Annotated in this window: 13 protein-coding genes; 7 read left to right on the forward strand and 6 right to left on the reverse strand. The window is 71.8% G+C overall.

Annotation, left to right across the window (positions count from 1 at the left end; translation table 11 throughout):
• Nucleotides 1–83: 83 nt before the first annotated feature.
• The gene (ppc, locus tag CLT71_RS17240) at nucleotides 84–2870 is read left to right on the forward strand and encodes a phosphoenolpyruvate carboxylase (RefSeq protein ID WP_101368014.1); all 2787 of its coding nucleotides are present in this window, start codon (nucleotides 84–86) and stop codon (nucleotides 2868–2870) included.
• A gap of 71 nt (nucleotides 2871–2941) precedes the next feature.
• Here ppc and CLT71_RS17245 read toward each other — a convergent pair whose 3' ends face one another.
• The 4 genes from CLT71_RS17245 to CLT71_RS17260 form a co-directional block, all read right to left on the reverse strand.
• On the reverse strand, nucleotides 2942–3652 hold the full coding sequence (locus CLT71_RS17245; RefSeq protein WP_101368015.1) for an ABC transporter permease: 711 nt from the start codon (nucleotides 3650–3652) through the stop codon (nucleotides 2942–2944).
• Between the two features lie 69 nt (nucleotides 3653–3721).
• The gene (locus tag CLT71_RS17250; RefSeq protein WP_101368016.1) at nucleotides 3722–4633 is read right to left on the reverse strand and encodes an ABC transporter ATP-binding protein; all 912 of its coding nucleotides are present in this window, start codon (nucleotides 4631–4633) and stop codon (nucleotides 3722–3724) included.
• Nucleotides 4630–5514: an ABC transporter permease gene (locus CLT71_RS17255; protein WP_101368017.1), complete on the reverse strand. Its 885-nt coding sequence runs from the start codon at nucleotides 5512–5514 to the stop codon at nucleotides 4630–4632. The genes CLT71_RS17250 and CLT71_RS17255 overlap by 4 nt, the downstream gene beginning before the upstream one ends.
• Entirely contained in the window at nucleotides 5511–6509 is a 999-nt protein-coding gene (locus CLT71_RS17260) for an ABC transporter ATP-binding protein (RefSeq protein WP_101368018.1), read from the reverse strand. Before CLT71_RS17260 ends, CLT71_RS17255 begins: the two co-directional genes overlap by 4 nt.
• Nucleotides 6510–6777: 268 nt before the next feature.
• On the opposite strand from CLT71_RS17260, the gene cysC reads away from it, so the two are divergent.
• The 5 genes from cysC to CLT71_RS17285 all read left to right on the forward strand — a co-directional run bounded on the left by cysC (nucleotide 6778) and on the right by CLT71_RS17285 (nucleotide 13606).
• The gene (cysC, locus tag CLT71_RS17265) at nucleotides 6778–8307 is read left to right on the forward strand and encodes an adenylyl-sulfate kinase (RefSeq protein WP_101368019.1); all 1530 of its coding nucleotides are present in this window, start codon (nucleotides 6778–6780) and stop codon (nucleotides 8305–8307) included.
• 111 nt (nucleotides 8308–8418) lie between these two features.
• Nucleotides 8419–10455, forward strand: coding sequence for a beta-galactosidase (locus CLT71_RS17270; RefSeq protein ID WP_199187624.1), 2037 nt, complete (start codon nucleotides 8419–8421; stop codon nucleotides 10453–10455).
• Complete coding sequence (locus CLT71_RS17275; protein WP_101371529.1) at nucleotides 10455–11234, forward strand: DeoR/GlpR family DNA-binding transcription regulator; 780 nt, start codon at nucleotides 10455–10457, stop codon at nucleotides 11232–11234. The genes CLT71_RS17270 and CLT71_RS17275 overlap by 1 nt, the downstream gene beginning before the upstream one ends.
• 5 nt (nucleotides 11235–11239) lie before the next feature.
• On the forward strand, nucleotides 11240–12310 hold the full coding sequence (gene galT, locus CLT71_RS17280) for a galactose-1-phosphate uridylyltransferase (RefSeq protein WP_486483310.1): 1071 nt from the start codon (nucleotides 11240–11242) through the stop codon (nucleotides 12308–12310).
• 123 nt (nucleotides 12311–12433) lie between these two features.
• Nucleotides 12434–13606 (forward strand): serine hydrolase domain-containing protein, encoded by a 1173-nt coding sequence (locus CLT71_RS17285; protein ID WP_101368021.1) that lies wholly within the window; start codon nucleotides 12434–12436, stop codon nucleotides 13604–13606.
• A gap of 43 nt (nucleotides 13607–13649) precedes the next feature.
• On the opposite strand, the gene CLT71_RS17290 is transcribed toward CLT71_RS17285, so the two are convergent.
• A complete protein-coding gene (locus CLT71_RS17290; RefSeq protein ID WP_101368022.1) occupies nucleotides 13650–14012 on the reverse strand; it encodes a hypothetical protein in 363 nt (120 codons plus the stop codon).
• Nucleotides 14013–14022: 10 nt separating this feature from the next.
• A complete protein-coding gene (locus tag CLT71_RS38060) occupies nucleotides 14023–15537 on the reverse strand; it encodes a helix-turn-helix domain-containing protein (protein ID WP_486483311.1) in 1515 nt (504 codons plus the stop codon).
• Between the two features lie 325 nt (nucleotides 15538–15862).
• Here CLT71_RS38060 and CLT71_RS17300 point away from each other — a divergent pair, with 325 nt between their 5' ends.
• Nucleotides 15863–16081, forward strand: a complete 219-nt coding sequence (locus tag CLT71_RS17300; protein WP_143743499.1) for a hypothetical protein — start codon at nucleotides 15863–15865, stop codon at nucleotides 16079–16081.
• Nucleotides 16082–16140 lie beyond the last annotated feature (59 nt).

Below are 16140 nucleotides of genomic sequence, written 5' to 3' on the forward strand. Positions count from 1 at the left end.
TCGTTAGCGTTCCGGGACCGGCCGCCGATAGCATTCCCAGTGTCGGACAACGCTGTCCTCCGTACTCGATCAAGGAGCGCACGGTGACCGACCAGCATGATCACGACGGACCCGACGCCGCGCTGCGGGCCGACATCCGCCGGCTCGGCAAGCTCCTCGGGCAGACCCTCGCCCGCCAGGAGGGTCCGCCCCTGCTCGACCTGGTCGAGGAGGTCCGCGCCCTGGTCCGGCACGACGCGGAGGCGGCCGCCCAGCGGCTCGGCGCGATGGACGTCACCACCGGAACCAAGCTGGCCCGGGCCTTCTCCACCTACTTCCACCTGGCGAACATCACCGAGCAGGTGCACCGCTCCCGGGACCTGCGCCGCCAGCGGGCCACGCACGGCGGCTGGCTCGACCAGGCCGCCCGGCTGATCCGCGAGCGCGGGGTACCGCCCGAGGAGATCGCCTCGGTCGCCCGCCGGCTCTCCGTCCGGCCGGTCTTCACCGCCCACCCGACCGAGGCGGCCCGCCGGTCGATCCTCTCCAAGCTGCGCGCCGTCGCCGACGAACTCGATGCCGAGGCCGCCGCCGCCATCCTCTACGGGGCCAGCGACGAGGGCCCGGCCAGCCGGCGGCTGGCCGAACTGCTCGACCTGCTCTGGCAGACCGACGAGCTGCGCCTCGACCGGCCCGACCCGACCGACGAGGCCCGCAACGCCATCTACTACCTGCGCGACCTCTACGCCGAGGCGGCGCCGCAGGTGCTCGACGACCTCGCCGACACGCTGCGCGGGCTGGGTGTGGAGACCGCGCCGACCGCCCGGCCGCTCTCCTTCGGCACCTGGATCGGCGGCGACCGCGACGGCAACCCCTTCGTCACTCCGCAGGTCACCCGGGACGTGCTGCTGATCCAGTACGAGCACGGCATCCAGGCGACCGAGGCGGCGATGGAGGCGCTGATCAACGAGATCTCGGTCTCCCGCCGGCTGCGCGGGGTCAGCCTCGACCTGAGCGCCAGCCTCGCCAAGGACCTCGACGCGCTCCCCGAGGTGGCACCCCGGTTCCGCCGGGTGAACGCCGAGGAGCCGTACCGGCTCAAGGCCCGCTGCATCCGGGCCAAACTCGCGAACACCCGGCGCCGGCTCAACCAGGGCACCGCGCACGTGCCGGGCCGGGACTACCGGGGTTCCGCCGACCTCCTCGCCGACCTGGAACTGATGCGTGCCTCGCTGGCCCGCAACTCCGGCCAGCTCACCGCCGTCGGCCGGCTCGCCTCGGCGATCCGCACCGTCGCCGCCTTCGGGCCGCACCTGGCGACCATGGACATCCGGGAGCACGCCGAGGCGCACCACGTCGTGCTCGCCCAGTTCTACACCCAGGTCGGCGAGGTGCCGGAATACTCGTCGCTGAGCCGGACCGAGCGGACCAAGCTGCTCGCCGAGGAACTGGCCGGCCGGCGGCCACTATCCACCATGGACACCCCGCTGACCGAGGCGGCCCGGAAGACCTTCGACGTCTTCGGCACCATCCGGGACGTGCAGGAGCGGTTCGGCGTCGAGGTGATCGAGTCGTACATCATCTCGATGACGCTCGGCGTCGACGACGTACTCGCCGCCGTGGTGCTGGCCCGGGAGGCCGGGCTGGTCGACGTGCACACCGGCCGGGCCCGGGTCGGCTTCGTACCCCTGCTGGAGACCCCCGCCGAGCTGGACGCCGGGGGCGAACTCCTCGACGAGATGCTGTCGCTGCCGGCGTACCGGGCGATCGTGGCGGCTCGGGGCGACGTGCAGGAGGTGATGCTCGGCTACTCCGACTCCAACAAGGAGGCCGGGATCACCACCTCGCAGTGGTCCATCCACCGGGCCCAGCGAGCGCTGCGGGACGTGGCCGCCCGGCACAACGTACGGCTGCGGCTCTTCCACGGCCGGGGCGGTACGGTCGGCCGGGGCGGCGGCCCCACCCACGAGGCGATCCTCGCCCAGCCGTACGGCACGCTGGACGGCGAGATCAAGGTGACCGAGCAGGGTGAGGTCATCTCCGACAAGTACACCCTGCCCTCGCTGGCCCGGGAGAACCTGGAGCTGACCCTGGCGGCGGTGTTGCAGAGCACCCTGCTGCACACCACTCCCCGGCAGCCGGCCGAGGCGCTCGACCGCTGGGACGCCACGATGGACGTGGTCTCCGGCGCGGCCTACCGGCGCTACCGCTCGCTTGTGGAAAATCCGGACCTGCCGGCCTACTTCTGGGCCTCCACCCCGACCGAGCTGCTCGGCGCGCTGAACATCGGCTCCCGGCCGGCGAAGCGGCCGAACACCGGCGCCGGACTGGCCGGGCTGCGCGCCATCCCGTGGGTCTTCGGCTGGACCCAGACCCGGCAGATCGTCCCCGGCTGGTTCGGCGTCGGGTCCGGGCTGGCCGCCGCCCGGGAGGCGGGGATGGCCGACATCCTCGCCGAGATGCACCGGGCCTGGCACTTCTTCGGCACGTTCCTGTCGAACGTCGAGATGATGCTGAGCAAGACCGACCTGAACATCGCCCGCCGGTACGTCGACACCCTGGTCCCGGAGCAGCTGCACCCGATCTTCCACATGATCGAGGCGGAGTACGAGCTGACCAAGCGGGAGGTGCTGGCCATCACCGCCTCCCCCGCACTGCTGGAGAACTCCCCCGTGCTGCAACGCACCCTCGCCGTCCGGGACACCTACCTGGAGCCGCTGCACCACCTCCAGGTCGCGTTGCTGCGGCAGTACCGCGACTCGGGTGCCGCCGGCCGGGCCGTGGCCACCGCCCCGGGCGGCCGGCGTGCTCCCGGCGACGGTACGGCCCTGGAACGGGCCCTGCTCACCACCGTCAACGGCATCGCCGCCGGGATGCGCAACACCGGCTGAGTCGTATGGTGTCGAGTGGCGGCCCTCGGATGCCGGGCCGCCACCCCGCCGGCTCAGCTCAGCCGACCAGCTCAGCTCGTCTCGCCGGCCACGCTGAACCTGCCCAGCCGGCGGATCGCCAGCAGGGTGAAGCCGACGGTGAAGACCGCGCTCATCACGATCGCCACCGGCAGTGACACCGAACCGTCAAGCAGCGCCGTCGGCGCGATCCGGTCGGTCAGGGTCACCACGTAGTGCTGCACCGACAGCACCCGGGTACCGCTGACGACGCTGTTGAGCAGGCCCTCCCAGATCAGCACGTAGACCAGGCCGAGCAGCACCGGGCGACGGGTCAGCAGGCTCAGGGCCAGGAAGAACGCCGAGTACGCCAGCGCGCCGACCGCGCTCGCGGCAGCCAGCCCGAGCCCGAAGCGTACGGAGTCGACAAGTACCCCGGCGACGTAGAGCGGTACGGCTGCCGTCAGCGCGGTGACCCCGGCCGCGACGGCCAGCTTCGGCAGCACGATCTGCCACCGGGGCAGCGGCTTGGTCAGGATGTGCAGCAGCGTGCCGTCGTCGATCTCGGAGCCGAGCACCGCCGTACCGACGATCAGCGCGGTGACCGGCAGCACGACGGCCAGCCCCAGCCCGTACACCACCGGCTGGCCCCACTCGGTCGAGGCGATACCCGCCGACCGGGACAGTACGGCGAGCCCGACCAGCAGCACGGGCAGCGGGAAGAGCAGCAGGAACCGACGGCGGCCGAGGAGCCCACGCGCGGTGATCCAGGAAACAGTCGACATGGTCAGCTCACTCCTTAGTTCGCGACTGCGGGGCTCGCAAAACCGGCTCACTCCTCGCGCTCACGGCCCTCACGCCTCCACCAGGTAGGAGAACACGCTCTCCAGGGACTCGTCCGAGGGCAGCAGCCGGCGTACCCGGATGCCGGAGGCCAGCGCGACCTTCGGCAGCGCGCGGGTGAAGCTGCCGTAGTCGCCGGCCCGGACGGTCAGCCCGTCCCGGGTGACGTCCACCCCGGTCACCGAGGGCTGGCCGATCAGCTCCACCGCCAGCCGCCGGTCGTCGCTGGACTGCAACGCGAAGACGTGCGGCCGGTTGGTCATCAGCCGCCGGATGGTCCGGAAGTCGCCGGAGGCGGCCAGCCGGCCCGAGACGATCACCTGGACGGTGCCGGAGACCTGCTCGACCTCCTCCAGGATGTGCGAACTGAACAGGATCGTCCGGCCCTGCCCGCCGAGCGAGTGCAGCAGCTCCATCATGTGCAGCCGCTGCCTCGGGTCCATCCCGTTGAACGGCTCGTCCAGCAGGAGCACCTCCGGGTCGTGCACCAGGGCGGCGGCGACCCGGGCCCGCTGGCGCATGCCCTTGGAGTACGTGCCGATCCGGCGGTCCTGCGCGTCGGTCAACTCGACCAGGTCGATGGCCCGCCGGGCCGCCGCCTCCGGCTCGGCCAGCCGGTGCAGTCGGGCACTGGCCAGCGCGAACTCGTACGCGCTGAGGAAGTCGTAGACCGACTCCCGCTCGGTGACCAGGCCGAGCCGCCGGTAGACCCCCGGATTGCCCCAGGTGGGTTCGCCGTCCAGCGTCACCGTGCCCTTGGACGGGGCCAGGAACCCGGCCATCATGTGCAGCACGGTGGTCTTGCCGGCACCGTTCGGCCCGAGCAGCCCGGTCACTCCGGGGCCGAGGCTCATCGACACGTCGTTGACGGCCACCACGTTGCCGTACCAGCGGGAGACCCCGGCCAGTTCCACGTCACTCATTTCGCGGCGACCTTCCGGTAGCGGGCGAGCAGCAGCAGGGTGCCGGCGACGACGAACCCGACGCCGAGCAGTCCGTAGAGCGGGCCGTACGGGCCGATGTCCAGGTCACCACTTGCCTCGAACAGCCAGTCCCCGATCCCGCCGACCAGGGTGACCGGGCTGGCCAGCCCGGCGAGCTGGGTCGCCGCCTCGTACGGCATCACCGACAGCACCACGACCACCGGGCTGGTCAGCAGGAACGCCCCGACGATCGCACCGGCCGCGACCGCCCGGCGCCGGACCAGGGAGGCGACCAGCAGCGCGAGCACGGAGTAGATGATCGCGTGTACGGCGACGTAGCCGAGCGCCGGCAGGAAGTCGCCGAGTTCGTCCCAGACCGCCCCGATGCCGTCGACCATGAACGCGGCGCCGACGAACATCACAGTCAGCGGTACGCCGATGCTGAGGAAGGTGGCCGAGATCAGCGCGGCCAGCTTGACCAGCGCGTAGTCCGAGCGGTGCAGCGGGCGGGCGAAGTAGAGCGGCAGTACCCCGCTGTGCAGGTCCCGGGAGGCGAGTTCCGGGGCGGCGATGGCACAGAAGAAGATGATCAGCACGCTGAGCGTCTCGGGGAACTCGGCGTAGCTCAGCGGCACCTCGCCGATCTGGGCCCGGATCGCGGTGAGCACCGCAGCGACCACCCCGACCACCCCGACGATCAGCCACGGGAAGATCTTCGCCTTGAAGGTGCGCCCGAGCCCGAAGGCGGCACGCAGGCTGTGCAGGTAGAGCGCGCCGACCAGGTGTCGCCGGCCGAGCCGGGGGCCGTCGTACCGCTGGTAGCCGATGTCGTGGATGACCCCGGCCGGACGGTCGGTCCGCGGGGCGTCGAGCGTGGTCATCTGGTGCCCTCCAGGGCCGTGCCGGCGGCGATCGGCTCGGCAACCCGGGCCGGATCGGTGGCGAAGAGTTCGACGACCCGGTGCCGCCGCTGGTCGAGCCGGTGCAGCGGCAGGTCCAGCTCGGCGACCGCGGTCAGGATGAGGTCGTACGTCTTGTCGAGTGCCGACTCCCGCGCCTGCGCGCCGGCCGCCACCGCCCCCGGGTCGAGCAGCGGTACCAGCAGCAGCCGGCCGTCCCGCCGGACCGGCAGCCCGGCGGCGGCCAGCCGGGCGGCCAGCTCCTCGGTGCCCTCGCTCACCTCCACCGAGAGCACCTCGGTCACCCCGGTCATGTCGGCCAGTTGTGCCGACCGGAGCAGCCTGCCGCCCTCGATCGCGACGAGCGCGTCGCAGATCCGTTCGACCTCGCCGAGCAGGTGCGAGCAGACCAGTACCGAGATGCCGAACTCGGTGCCGATCCGCTCGATCAGCGCGAGCATGGCGTCCCGGCCGGCCGGGTCCAGCCCGTTGGTCGGCTCGTCGAGCAGCAGCAGGTCCGGGTCGTGCACCAGCGCCTGGGCCAGCTTGACCCGCTGTTTCATGCCGGTGGAGTAGCCGCCGATTTGGCGGTAGCGCTCCTCGTAGAGGCCGACGTGCCGCAGCGTCTCGGAGGCCCGCTCCCGGGCCGTGGTCTTCGGCAGCCCGCTCATCCGCCCCATGTGCGTGACGAACTCCGCGGCCGACAGGTCCGGCGGCAGGCAGTCGTGCTCCGGCATGTAGCCGACCCGGGCCCGGACCTGGTGCCCGTCGGTCGTCGGATCGAGGCCGAGCACCCGGGCCTGTCCGCCGGTCGGCTCCAGCAGGCCGAGCATGATCTTGATGAAGGTCGACTTGCCAGCTCCGTTGGCTCCGACCAGACCGACGATGCCCGGCTCGACGGTGACCGTCAGGTCGGACAACGCGGTCACCCGATTGCCGTACGTCTTGGTCAGCGACTGGGTCGCGATCAGTGTCACGCTGCCAGGGTAGGGCCGGGGGCACCCGCCGGAGGTCCGGAAACCACCCTGGAAGTACCCCTGAATCGCCCGGGTGCTGTCGGCCGCCTCCCCTAGGGGCCGGGGCGAGACCTTCGTGGTCCTCGCGGCCGGTTGGGTAACCTCCTTCAGGGCCACCGACCGAACGCGGGCGCCACCGATCCCGGCGTCCAAACGGGAGTGGCGGTCTCGACCGATCGACGGCCGGCTGCGAAACTGTGTGCCGGCCGGCCGGGTAGTTGGGGGTGCGATGAGCAACGGGTGGGTGCTGCCCGACGAGTTGCTGCGTGACGCTCCGGCGTACACGCCGCGCCCCTATGAGCTGGCCGACCTGGAGTTGCTGCTCTCCGGAGCGTACGCCCCGCTCGCCGGTTTCATGGGCCGGGCCGACCTGGCCTCGGTGGCCCGGCGCGGCCGGCTCGCCGACGGTTCCGGCTGGCCGGTACCGGTGACCCTCCAGGTCCCGGCCGACCTGGTCAGGGGCATCGACCTGAACAACCCGGTCGAACGGGGCCTGGTCCTCACCGACCCGGAGGGGGCGCCGACCGCGCTGCTGGAGGTCGCCGACCTCTGGCCCACCACCCAGGGCTGGTTCGGCGTCGGCGGCCCGGTACGCCGGATCGGCGACGGCGGGCACGGCCCGTTCCAGCGGCTCCGCCGCGCCCCGGCCGAGGTGCGGGAGTTGCTGCCGCCGGGCCGGGTGCTCGGGGTGATCGCCGACCGGCCGCTGCACCGGCCGCAGCTCGCGCAGATGGCCCACGCCGTCCGGACCCTCGCCGCCCACCTGCTCATCCTGATCCCGGTCGCCGACACCGGCCCGGACGGGTTGCCGCCCGAGGTGCTGGTCCGGAGCATCTTCGGAGCCCGGGACCGGATGCCCCCGGCCACCATCGTCGCGGTGCCGATCGCCCGGCGCGGGGACGACATCTGGGACGCGCTGCTGCGGGCCCGGGTGGCCCGGGCCTACGGGGTGACCCACGTCCTCTCCACCACCGAGATGCTCACCGGTGGCGGGCTGCGGATGCTGGTCCCCCGCGAACTGGCCTACGACAACCGGGACGGGCAGTGGCGGTGGCGGGACGACATCCCGCCGCGCAACCGGCGGCTGCCGCTCGGGCAGGAGGAGATCGAGGACCTGCTCGACCGGGGCTTCCCGCTGCCGGAGTGGCACACCCCGCCGACCGTCGCCAAGGAGCTGACCCGGGCCCGGCCGCCCCGCCGGCACCGGGGGCTGGTGGTCTTCTTCACCGGGCTCTCCGGCTCGGGCAAGTCGACGATAGCCCGCGGCTTGGCCGACGCACTGCGGGAGAGCGGGGACCGCACCATCACGCTGCTCGACGGTGACGTGGTCCGCCGGGAGCTCTCCGCCGGGTTGGGGTTCAGCCGGGCGGACCGGGATCTCAACGTACGCCGGATCGGCTGGGTAGCCGCCGAGGTCGCCCGGCACCGGGGGCTCGCCATCTGCTGCCCGATCGCGCCGTACCACCGGGCCCGGGCGATCGCCCGGGAGATGGCCCGCTCGGCGGGCGCCGGATTCGTGCTGGTGCACGTCTCCACCCCGCTGGCGGTCTGCGAGCGGCGTGACCGCAAGGGCCTGTACGCCCGCGCCCGCGCCGGCAAGCTCACCGGGATGACCGGCGTCGACGACCCGTACGAGGCGCCGACCGACGCCGAACTGGTGCTCGACACCACCGACATGACGGTGGACGAGTGCGTGCACCTGCTGCTCACGCACCTGACCGAAACCGGCTGGGTCGAGTCCCGCCTCCAACAGATGTAAGGAAGGGCCCCCTCTTATCGCATTCTGCATAGGAAGGGCCCCCGCCTAACCCGCCGCCGCGCGCTAGTGTTCGTATCTGTTGGATTTCGTGCGGGCACGTTTGGAGGCGGTGTGGGCGGTCTGGTGCGAGGCGTCGAGGGCCTGAGCTACGGCGGCGACTACAACCCGGAGCAGTGGCCCGAGGAGGTCTGGCCGCAGGACGTGGCGCTGATGCGCGAGGCCGGGGTCAACCTGATCACCGTCGGCGTCTTCGCCTGGGCCTGGCTCGAACCGGCCGCCGGGCGGTACGACTTCGACCGGCTGGACCGGATCATGGACCTGCTGCACGCCGGAGGGATCAAGGTCTGCCTGGCCACCGCCACCGCCTCGCCACCGCCCTGGTTCTCGTACGCCCACCCGGAGACGCTGCCGGTGGACGCGGACGGGCGGCGGCTGACCTACGGCAGCCGGCAGGCGATCTGCGCCAGTTCACAGGTGTACCGGCAGGCCGCGCTGGCGCTGACCGAGCAGCTCGCCCGGCACTACGCGAAGCACCCGGCGCTGGCCGCCTGGCACGTGCACAACGAGTACGCCTGCCACAACGCGCACTGCTACTGCGACACCTCGGCCGAGGCGTTCCGCCACTGGCTCCAGACCCGGTACGCGGACCTCGACGCCCTCAACGCGGCCTGGGGTACGGCATTCTGGTCGCAGACCTACACCGACTGGGCGCAGGTGCAGCCGCCCCGGGCCACCCCGACCTCCGCCAACCCCGCGCAGGTGCTGGACTTCAAGCGGTTCAGCTCGGACGAGCACCTGGCCTGCTTCATCGCCGAACGCGACGCGCTGCACCGGCTCTCCCCCGGAATCCCGATCACCACGAACCTGATGACGGCGAGCTGCGCCAACCTGGACTACTGGGCCTGGGGCCGCGAGCTGACCGGCCCGGACCGGTTCCTCTCCAACGACCACTACCTGCTCGGTGAGCACCCGCTCGAACCGCCGGCCCAGATCGCCTTCGCCGCCGACCTGAGCCGCTCGCTGGCCGGCGGCCCGTGGCTGCTGATGGAGCACTCCACCAGCGCGGTCAACTGGCAGCCGCGCAACCTGGCCAAGCCGGCCGGGCAGCTCGGCCGGGACGCGCTGGCACACGTGGCCCGGGGCTCCGAGGGGGCCCTCTTCTTCCAGTGGCGGGCCAGCCGGGCCGGCTCGGAGAAGTGGCACTCGGCGATGCTGCCGCACGCCGGCACCGACTCGAAGATCTGGCGCGAGGTGGTCCAGCTCGGCCGGCACCTGCGGGCGCTGGCCGAGATCGAGGGCTCCCGCACCGAGGCCGAGGTCGCGATCCTGCTGGACTACTCCTCGGTCTGGGCACAGGAGGCGGCCAACCAGCCGAGCACCGACATGGTCGCCTTCGACGAGATCCGCCGCTGGCACAGCGCGCTCTGGCGGGCCGGGATCACCGCCGACCTGGCCGCGCCCGGTGCCGACCTGACCGGGTACAAACTGGTGCTGGCCCCGGCGCTCTACCTGGTCGACGACGCCGCGATCGACAACCTGACCGGGTACGTCCGCTCCGGCGGGACGCTCGTGGTCGGCCCGTACAGCGGGTTGGTGGACGAGTACGACCGGGTCCGTCCGGCCCCGCTGCCGGGTGCCTTCGCCGAGCTGCTCGGCGTACGGGTCGAGGAGTTCTTCCCGCTCCCCGCCGCCGGCACGGTCCGGCTCGACGACGGCACCTCGGCCCAGGTCTGGACCGAGGCACTCGCCGCACCGGAGGCCGAGGTGCTGGTCAGGTACGACAACGGGCCGGTCACGGGCGGCCCGGCGATCACCCGGCGGAGCGGGGACGGCGGCGGCACGGCCTGGTATCTGGGTACCCGGCTGGAGCAGACAGCACTGGGCCGGCTGCTGGCCCGGATCACGGACGAGGCCGGTGCCGGTCCGGCCGGGCCACCGGTACCCGGAGTGGAGCAGATCCGGCGGCGGCACCCGGACGGCCGGTCGTACCTCTTCCTGCTCAACCGCTCCGACCGGCCGGCGCAGGTCGACGTGGCCGGAACCGACCTGCTGACCGGCACCCGGTGGGCCGGGCCGACCACCGTCGAGCCGCACGGCGTCGCGGTGCTGGCGCAGCGGCCGGAGCCGGAACGGGCCGGGACGGCGTGATGCTGGCCCAGCAGCGCCAGGAGGCGATCCTCGACCGGGTCCGCACCGCCGGCGGGGTCCGGGTCACCGAGCTGGCCGGCGAGTTCGGCGTCTCCGACATGACCATCCGGCGCGACCTGGAGGCGCTGGCCGAACGCGGCCTGCTGGCCAAGGTGCACGGCGGGGCGACCACCGCCCGGCCCGGCTCGACCGACGAGCCGGGCTTCGCGGCCAAGTCGGTGCGGCAGCGGCCGGAGAAGGCCGCCATCGCGGGCGAGGCCGCCCGGCTGGTCACCCCCGGGATGGCCGTCGCGCTCTCCGCGGGTACGACCACCGCGGAACTCGCCCGCCGGCTGGCCGGGGTACCGGCGCTGACAGTGGTCACCAACTCGATCCCGGTCGCCGAGATCCTGCACCGCTCCGGCCGGCCGGACCAGACGGTGGTACTCACCGGCGGGGTACGCACCCCGTCCGACGCGCTGGTCGGGCCGGTGGCGGTGGCCACGATCCGCTCGCTCCACCTCGATCTGGTCTTTCTCGGGGTGCACGGGATGAGCGAGCAGGCCGGGTTCAGCACCCCGAACCTGCTGGAGGCGGAGACCAACCGGGCGCTGCTGGCCTCGGCCGACCGGCTGGTGGTGCTGGCCGACTCCACCAAGTGGGCGACGGTGGGGATCTCGTCCTTCGCCGAGCTGGCCGAGGCGCACACCGTGGTCTCCGACGCCGGCCTGCCCGAACCGGCCCGGGAGATCCTCCGGGCGCAGGTGGCCGAACTACTGCTCTGTGAGATGACACCGTGAGGCGGATGGTGGTCAAGCTGGCCGACGGGCGCGAGCTGATCTACTTCGACGAGCACCCGGACGCGGTCCGGGAGGGGCCGGACCGGCGGGACCTGCCGCTGCCGCCGCCCGCCTCGCAACTGCGCTACGACCCGCTGGTCGACGAGTGGGTCGCGGTCGCCGCGCACCGGCAGAGCCGGATCTTCCTGCCACCGACCGACCAGTGCCCACTGTGTCCGTCCACTCCGGAGCGATCCAGCGAGATCCCGGCGTACGACTACGACGTGGTGGTCTTCGAGAACCGCTTCCCGTCCTTCAGCGACCGGCCCGGTGACCCGCCCGGCCAGATCACCCCGTACACGGCGATACGGCCGGGGACGGGGCGGTGCGAGGTGGTCTGCTTCACCGCCGACCACTCCGCGTCGTTCGCCAGCCTGCCGCCGCGCCGGGTGCGTACCGTGCTGGAGGCGCTCGCCGACCGTACCGCCGCACTGGCCGGGCTGCCCGGGGTGGAGCAGGTCTTCTGCTTCGAGAACCGGGGCGTGGAGATCGGGGTGACCCTGCACCACCCGCACGGCCAGATCTACGCGTACCCGTTCCTGCCGCCGCGCAGCCGGGCACTGCTGGCCGCCGCGACCCGGCACGCGGAACGCACCGGCGGGCGCAACCTCTACGCCGACGTACTCGCCGCCGAGCGGGCCGCCGGGGAGCGGGTGGTACTGGCCAACGAGCACTGGACGGCGTACGTGCCGGCCGCCGCCCGCTGGCCGTTCGAGGTGCACGTCGCGCCGCACCGGCCGGTACCCGACATTCCGGCGCTGGACGACGCCGAGCGGGACGCCTTCGGCCCGCTCTATCTGGACCTGCTCCGCCGGCTCGACCGGCTCTTCGACCGGCCGCTGCCGTACATCTCGGCCTGGCACCAGGCGCCGGTGCACGCCGACCCGGCGCTGGCGCACCTGCACCTTCAGGTGTTCAGCATCCGGCGGGCGGCGGACAAGCTGAAGTACCTGGCCGGCTCGGAGTCGGCGATGGGAGTCTTCATCAACGACATCCCGCCGGAGCGGGCCGCCCAACTGCTCCGCGACGCCGGCTGAGCCCTCCGTCAGTCACGCCGGCTGAGCCCTGTCCCCGCGACGCCGGCTGAGCCCTCGTCCGCGATGCCGGCTGAGCCCTGCCTCCGAGGCGGGCTGTCGGTGCCCGGCCGTATGCTCCCCGCCATGACCGACTCGACCGGGCCGGACCGGCTGCACGCGGCGATGGCGGCCCGGGTCGCCCGCGGTGACCTGCCCGGCCTGGTCACCGCGGTGGCCCGGGACGACCAGGTGCGGATCGATCCGATCGGCACGCTGGCCGTCGGCGGCACCGCCCCGATGCGCCCCGACACCCTCTTCCGGATCACCTCGATGACCAAGCCGGTGCTCGGGGTCGCCACCATGATGCTGGTCGAGGAGGGCCGGCTGGCGCTGGACGAGCCGGTCGACCGGCTGCTGCCCGAGCTGGCCGGGCGCGGCGTGCTGCGTCGGCTCGACGGCCCGCTCGACGACACCGTGCCGGCCGCGCGTCCGACCACCGTCGCGGACCTGCTGACCTTCCGGATGGGGCACGGCCTGCTCTTCGAGCCGAGTTTCCAGCCGGCGTACCCGGTCGTCACCGCCGCCGACGAGCTGGGACTGGCGATCGGGCCGCCCGACCCGCGCACCCGGCACGACCCGGACGAGTGGCTCCGGCGCTTCGGCACCCTGCCGCTGATGCACCAGCCGGGCGAGCGCTGGCAGTACGATTCCGCCGCCGAGGTGCTGGGCGTGCTCGTCGCCCGGGCCGCCGGCCGGCCGCTGCCGGAGTTCCTCCAGTACCGGATCTTCGCGCCGCTGGGCATGGTCGACACCGGTTTCACCGTGCCCGCCGCACACGCCGACCGGTTGGCCCGGCTCTACCCGGGCGACCCGGCGACCGGTACGCCGGCCGAGCGGGACCTCTCCGGTCCGGGCGAGTGGGCGGTACCGCCGGTCTTTCCGTCCGGCGCTAACGGGCTGGTCTCGACCGCACCGGACTATCTGGCCTTCGCCCAACTGCTGCTGCGTCGGGGGGTGCACCAGGGGCGGCGACTGCTGTCGGAGAGGTCGGTCGAGCTGATCACCACCAACCACCTGACGCCCGAGCAGATCGCCGCCGGTGGCCCGGTGCTCGACGGCTACGGCTGGGGCTACTGCGTCTCCGTCGCCGTCACGCCCGACGAGACGTCCCCGATCCCCGGCGGCTACGGCTGGACCGGCGGCTACGGCACCTCGTGGTTCACCGACCCGCACCGGCGACTGATCGCGATCGTGCTGACCCAGACCGCCGACTTCCTGTTCGACGGCGGACTGGCCGAGTTCCGCGCGCTGGTTTGAGCCGGGTTCGTCGTCGGACGGGCCGCACTCGCTCGCCGGCCACTCAACCTTCGCGCTGCTCGATGCTCTCGAAGATGTCGGCGTCGGTCTCCCGCTGCCACGGCGGCAGATCCGGCCAGTCCGCCACGTACGCCGGCTTCGGGTCTGGGAAGTGTCTGAGGATCTGGCCGATCCAGCAGAGCGCCACGAAGCGGCCCTTCTGTTCCCGGCTCAGCCGGGCGGTGCTGCCGCCCGTGGCAACGACGAAGGCACGCACCTGTTCCTCGACGGCCGCCGCGCTTGCCCGCTCCCAGTCGGGTGTCTCCGCCCATGGCGCGACGTACCCCGGCTTCGGCTCACCCGGATAGTGCCGGTGGACACCGGCGATCCACGCCTCCCGGAAGGCCCGCCCCGGCTCGTCTGACATGCGCTGCTCCTCACTGTCGGTGTTCGGCGAACTGGCCGATCTCGCGTTCGATCCGACCGACATGTCGATCGCTGGTGAGTGATCCCAACTGCCTCCGCAGCCCGTGGAGCCTCCGGGTGAGGACACCTGATCCGGTCTGCCGGGCGACGACAAGGGCAGCGTCCGCGTACATGACCAGCCGATCAGGGTCCCGAAGCTGCACCCCGACATGGGCGAGGTCGACAAGTACGCCGCCGTGACGGCGAAGGGAAAGATCCTTGTCGAGGGCTTCCAGGAGAGCGGGCTCCGCGAGATCCGGTCGCCGGAGTTGGACATAACAGGTGCCTCGTTGCTCCGCCAGGCGTGAGCCGTCGAATCGAAGCCAGCCGCCGTTCTGGAACTGGCCGCCCAGGCCGGCCACAAGTTCCGCCCGGTCGAGAGCACGCGCAGACGAGTCCAGATCACCGACACCAGCAGCAGCTTCCCCGAGGATGGCGTCGATCCAGTACTTCGTGGAGAGCGTCGCATCACCCCGCGCCGCCAATCGGCCGGCGCCGTCCAGAATCGCAGAAGCGTGCGCAGGCTGTCGCTCGAAGATGCTGATGAAGGCATGCCTGGTCATTGCACAGGCCCACAGGTCGAAGTCGCCCGCCTCCCGACCGGCGATGGCTGCCGAGACGTAGCAGTTGGCCGCGTCGGCATAGTGGTTGCCGTCGAAAAGCACCTCTCCGGCAAGTTGGAGAAGTTCGCTGCTCAGAGCGCAGAGGTGGCCGCGGGTCTCAGCCCCGCGCGCTTCCCGCAACGCACGGAACAGGGTGTCGAGCTGCCGCGAGACCAGCGGCAGGACGGTGCTCTTACGCTTTTCCGAGCCGAACACCGTCCATAGTTGACGATTCACTGATCCGTACGCGTCCAAGGCTGCCGCGTCCAGCCGTCGCGGTTCGGCGGCGACGTACTCCAGCCGGTCCAGGTCGAGCTGATCCTCCGGGCCAACCCCCGTCAGGGCCGGTGTGGCAAGGCTCAACAGGCGCAGCAACTCGCGGCGGCGCATATCCTCGCCCCCCGATGATGTCTCGTGGACAGGGTCCTTACCATCTCCACCCCCGCCTGCCTCGGCATGGCACCCGAACTGGTCGTCGGCCTCACGGCGGCGGTGAGACTGCTCCGGCAGCTTGAACCAGAGTAGGCCGATCGGGATGCCGAGCGTCCTCGCCCACTGCGAAAGCCTGTCCAGGTCCTTCATCGCGGACCCACCCTCAATACGGCTCAATTGAGCCTGGGTGAGGCCCACCCAGCCGGCGACGATCTCCTGCCGGATGGTTCGACCGTGAAAGCGATGGTGCCGATAGGCGGCGATGACCTGTCCCATGTTCCAGGTCGCCAGGGCATCCCGCATCTCATCCGTGTCCCAGAAGTTGGCGGGTACGTCTGGCGGACCGGCCGCGAGTCCACGCATCTTCGACTGGCAGGCCGCGCACTGGGGTTGCCGGTTGTCCTGGGCAAGACGGGTGCCGCAGCGGCAGTAGCGCACGGTTCGGTTCGTCATCGCTCTGCCCGGGTCATCGTGGACGTGACTCCCTCACAGCTACGGGATCGCCATCACTCTACGTGTATACGCCGATGCCGCCCATACATGTCACGCATACTCCGTCCGACACAGACCCACCCATCCACAGCGGGCACCCTCAAATCGCGCGCATCGCACGGCCACCCGCATCCAGCGCTGTCAGACGAGCGGATGGTCCGAACGAGATGGAGGAAAAGTGCTCACCAATTCCCTGGCGCATCCGCCCTGGTGTTCGCCGCCCTGCCCAGTCACCTCGGCCAACCCGATCGGAACTCACATGTCCCGCAGGCACACCATCGAACCGGTGGGTCATGAGCCGCTTCGGCTCGCCGCGTTCGTCAATGGTCCGGGCCTGCCGCAGGGTACGCCCGCCACGGTCCTCGTGGAGGCTTACGACGACGCCGATGACCCGAACGAGCCGTGTGCCGTACTCGTGCTGTCGCCGCGCCAGGCGGGTGACCTGGCCGACGGACTGCGCTCGCTGGCGGGCATGGCGCAGATTCGATGCCCCTCGGCACCCTGACGCTCATTCCAAAAATCGGGGCGGCGACGTACGGGTCCAACCGCACGCCGCCGCCCCGA

The sequence above is a fragment of the Plantactinospora sp. CNZ320 genome, from assembly GCF_002846275.1.

Bases quoted from the DNA above. Each gene is read 5' to 3' on its own strand.
- CLT71_RS17255 (WP_101368017.1), bottom strand. From the start codon at position 5,514: ATGACCACGCTCGACGCCCCGCGGACCGACCGTCCGGCCGGGGTCATC.
- CLT71_RS38060 (WP_486483311.1), bottom strand. From the start codon at position 15,537: ATGACGAACCGAACCGTGCGCTACTGCCGCTGCGGCACCCGTCTTGCC.
- cysC (WP_101368019.1), top strand. From the start codon at position 6,778: ATGAGCAACGGGTGGGTGCTGCCCGACGAGTTGCTGCGTGACGCTCCG.
- CLT71_RS17245 (WP_101368015.1), bottom strand. From the start codon at position 3,652: ATGTCGACTGTTTCCTGGATCACCGCGCGTGGGCTCCTCGGCCGCCGT.
- galT (WP_486483310.1), top strand. From the start codon at position 11,240: ATGGTGGTCAAGCTGGCCGACGGGCGCGAGCTGATCTACTTCGACGAG.
- CLT71_RS17275 (WP_101371529.1), top strand. From the start codon at position 10,455: ATGCTGGCCCAGCAGCGCCAGGAGGCGATCCTCGACCGGGTCCGCACC.
- CLT71_RS17290 (WP_101368022.1), bottom strand. From the start codon at position 14,012: ATGTCAGACGAGCCGGGGCGGGCCTTCCGGGAGGCGTGGATCGCCGGT.
- CLT71_RS17285 (WP_101368021.1), top strand. From the start codon at position 12,434: ATGACCGACTCGACCGGGCCGGACCGGCTGCACGCGGCGATGGCGGCC.
- CLT71_RS17250 (WP_101368016.1), bottom strand. From the start codon at position 4,633: ATGAGTGACGTGGAACTGGCCGGGGTCTCCCGCTGGTACGGCAACGTG.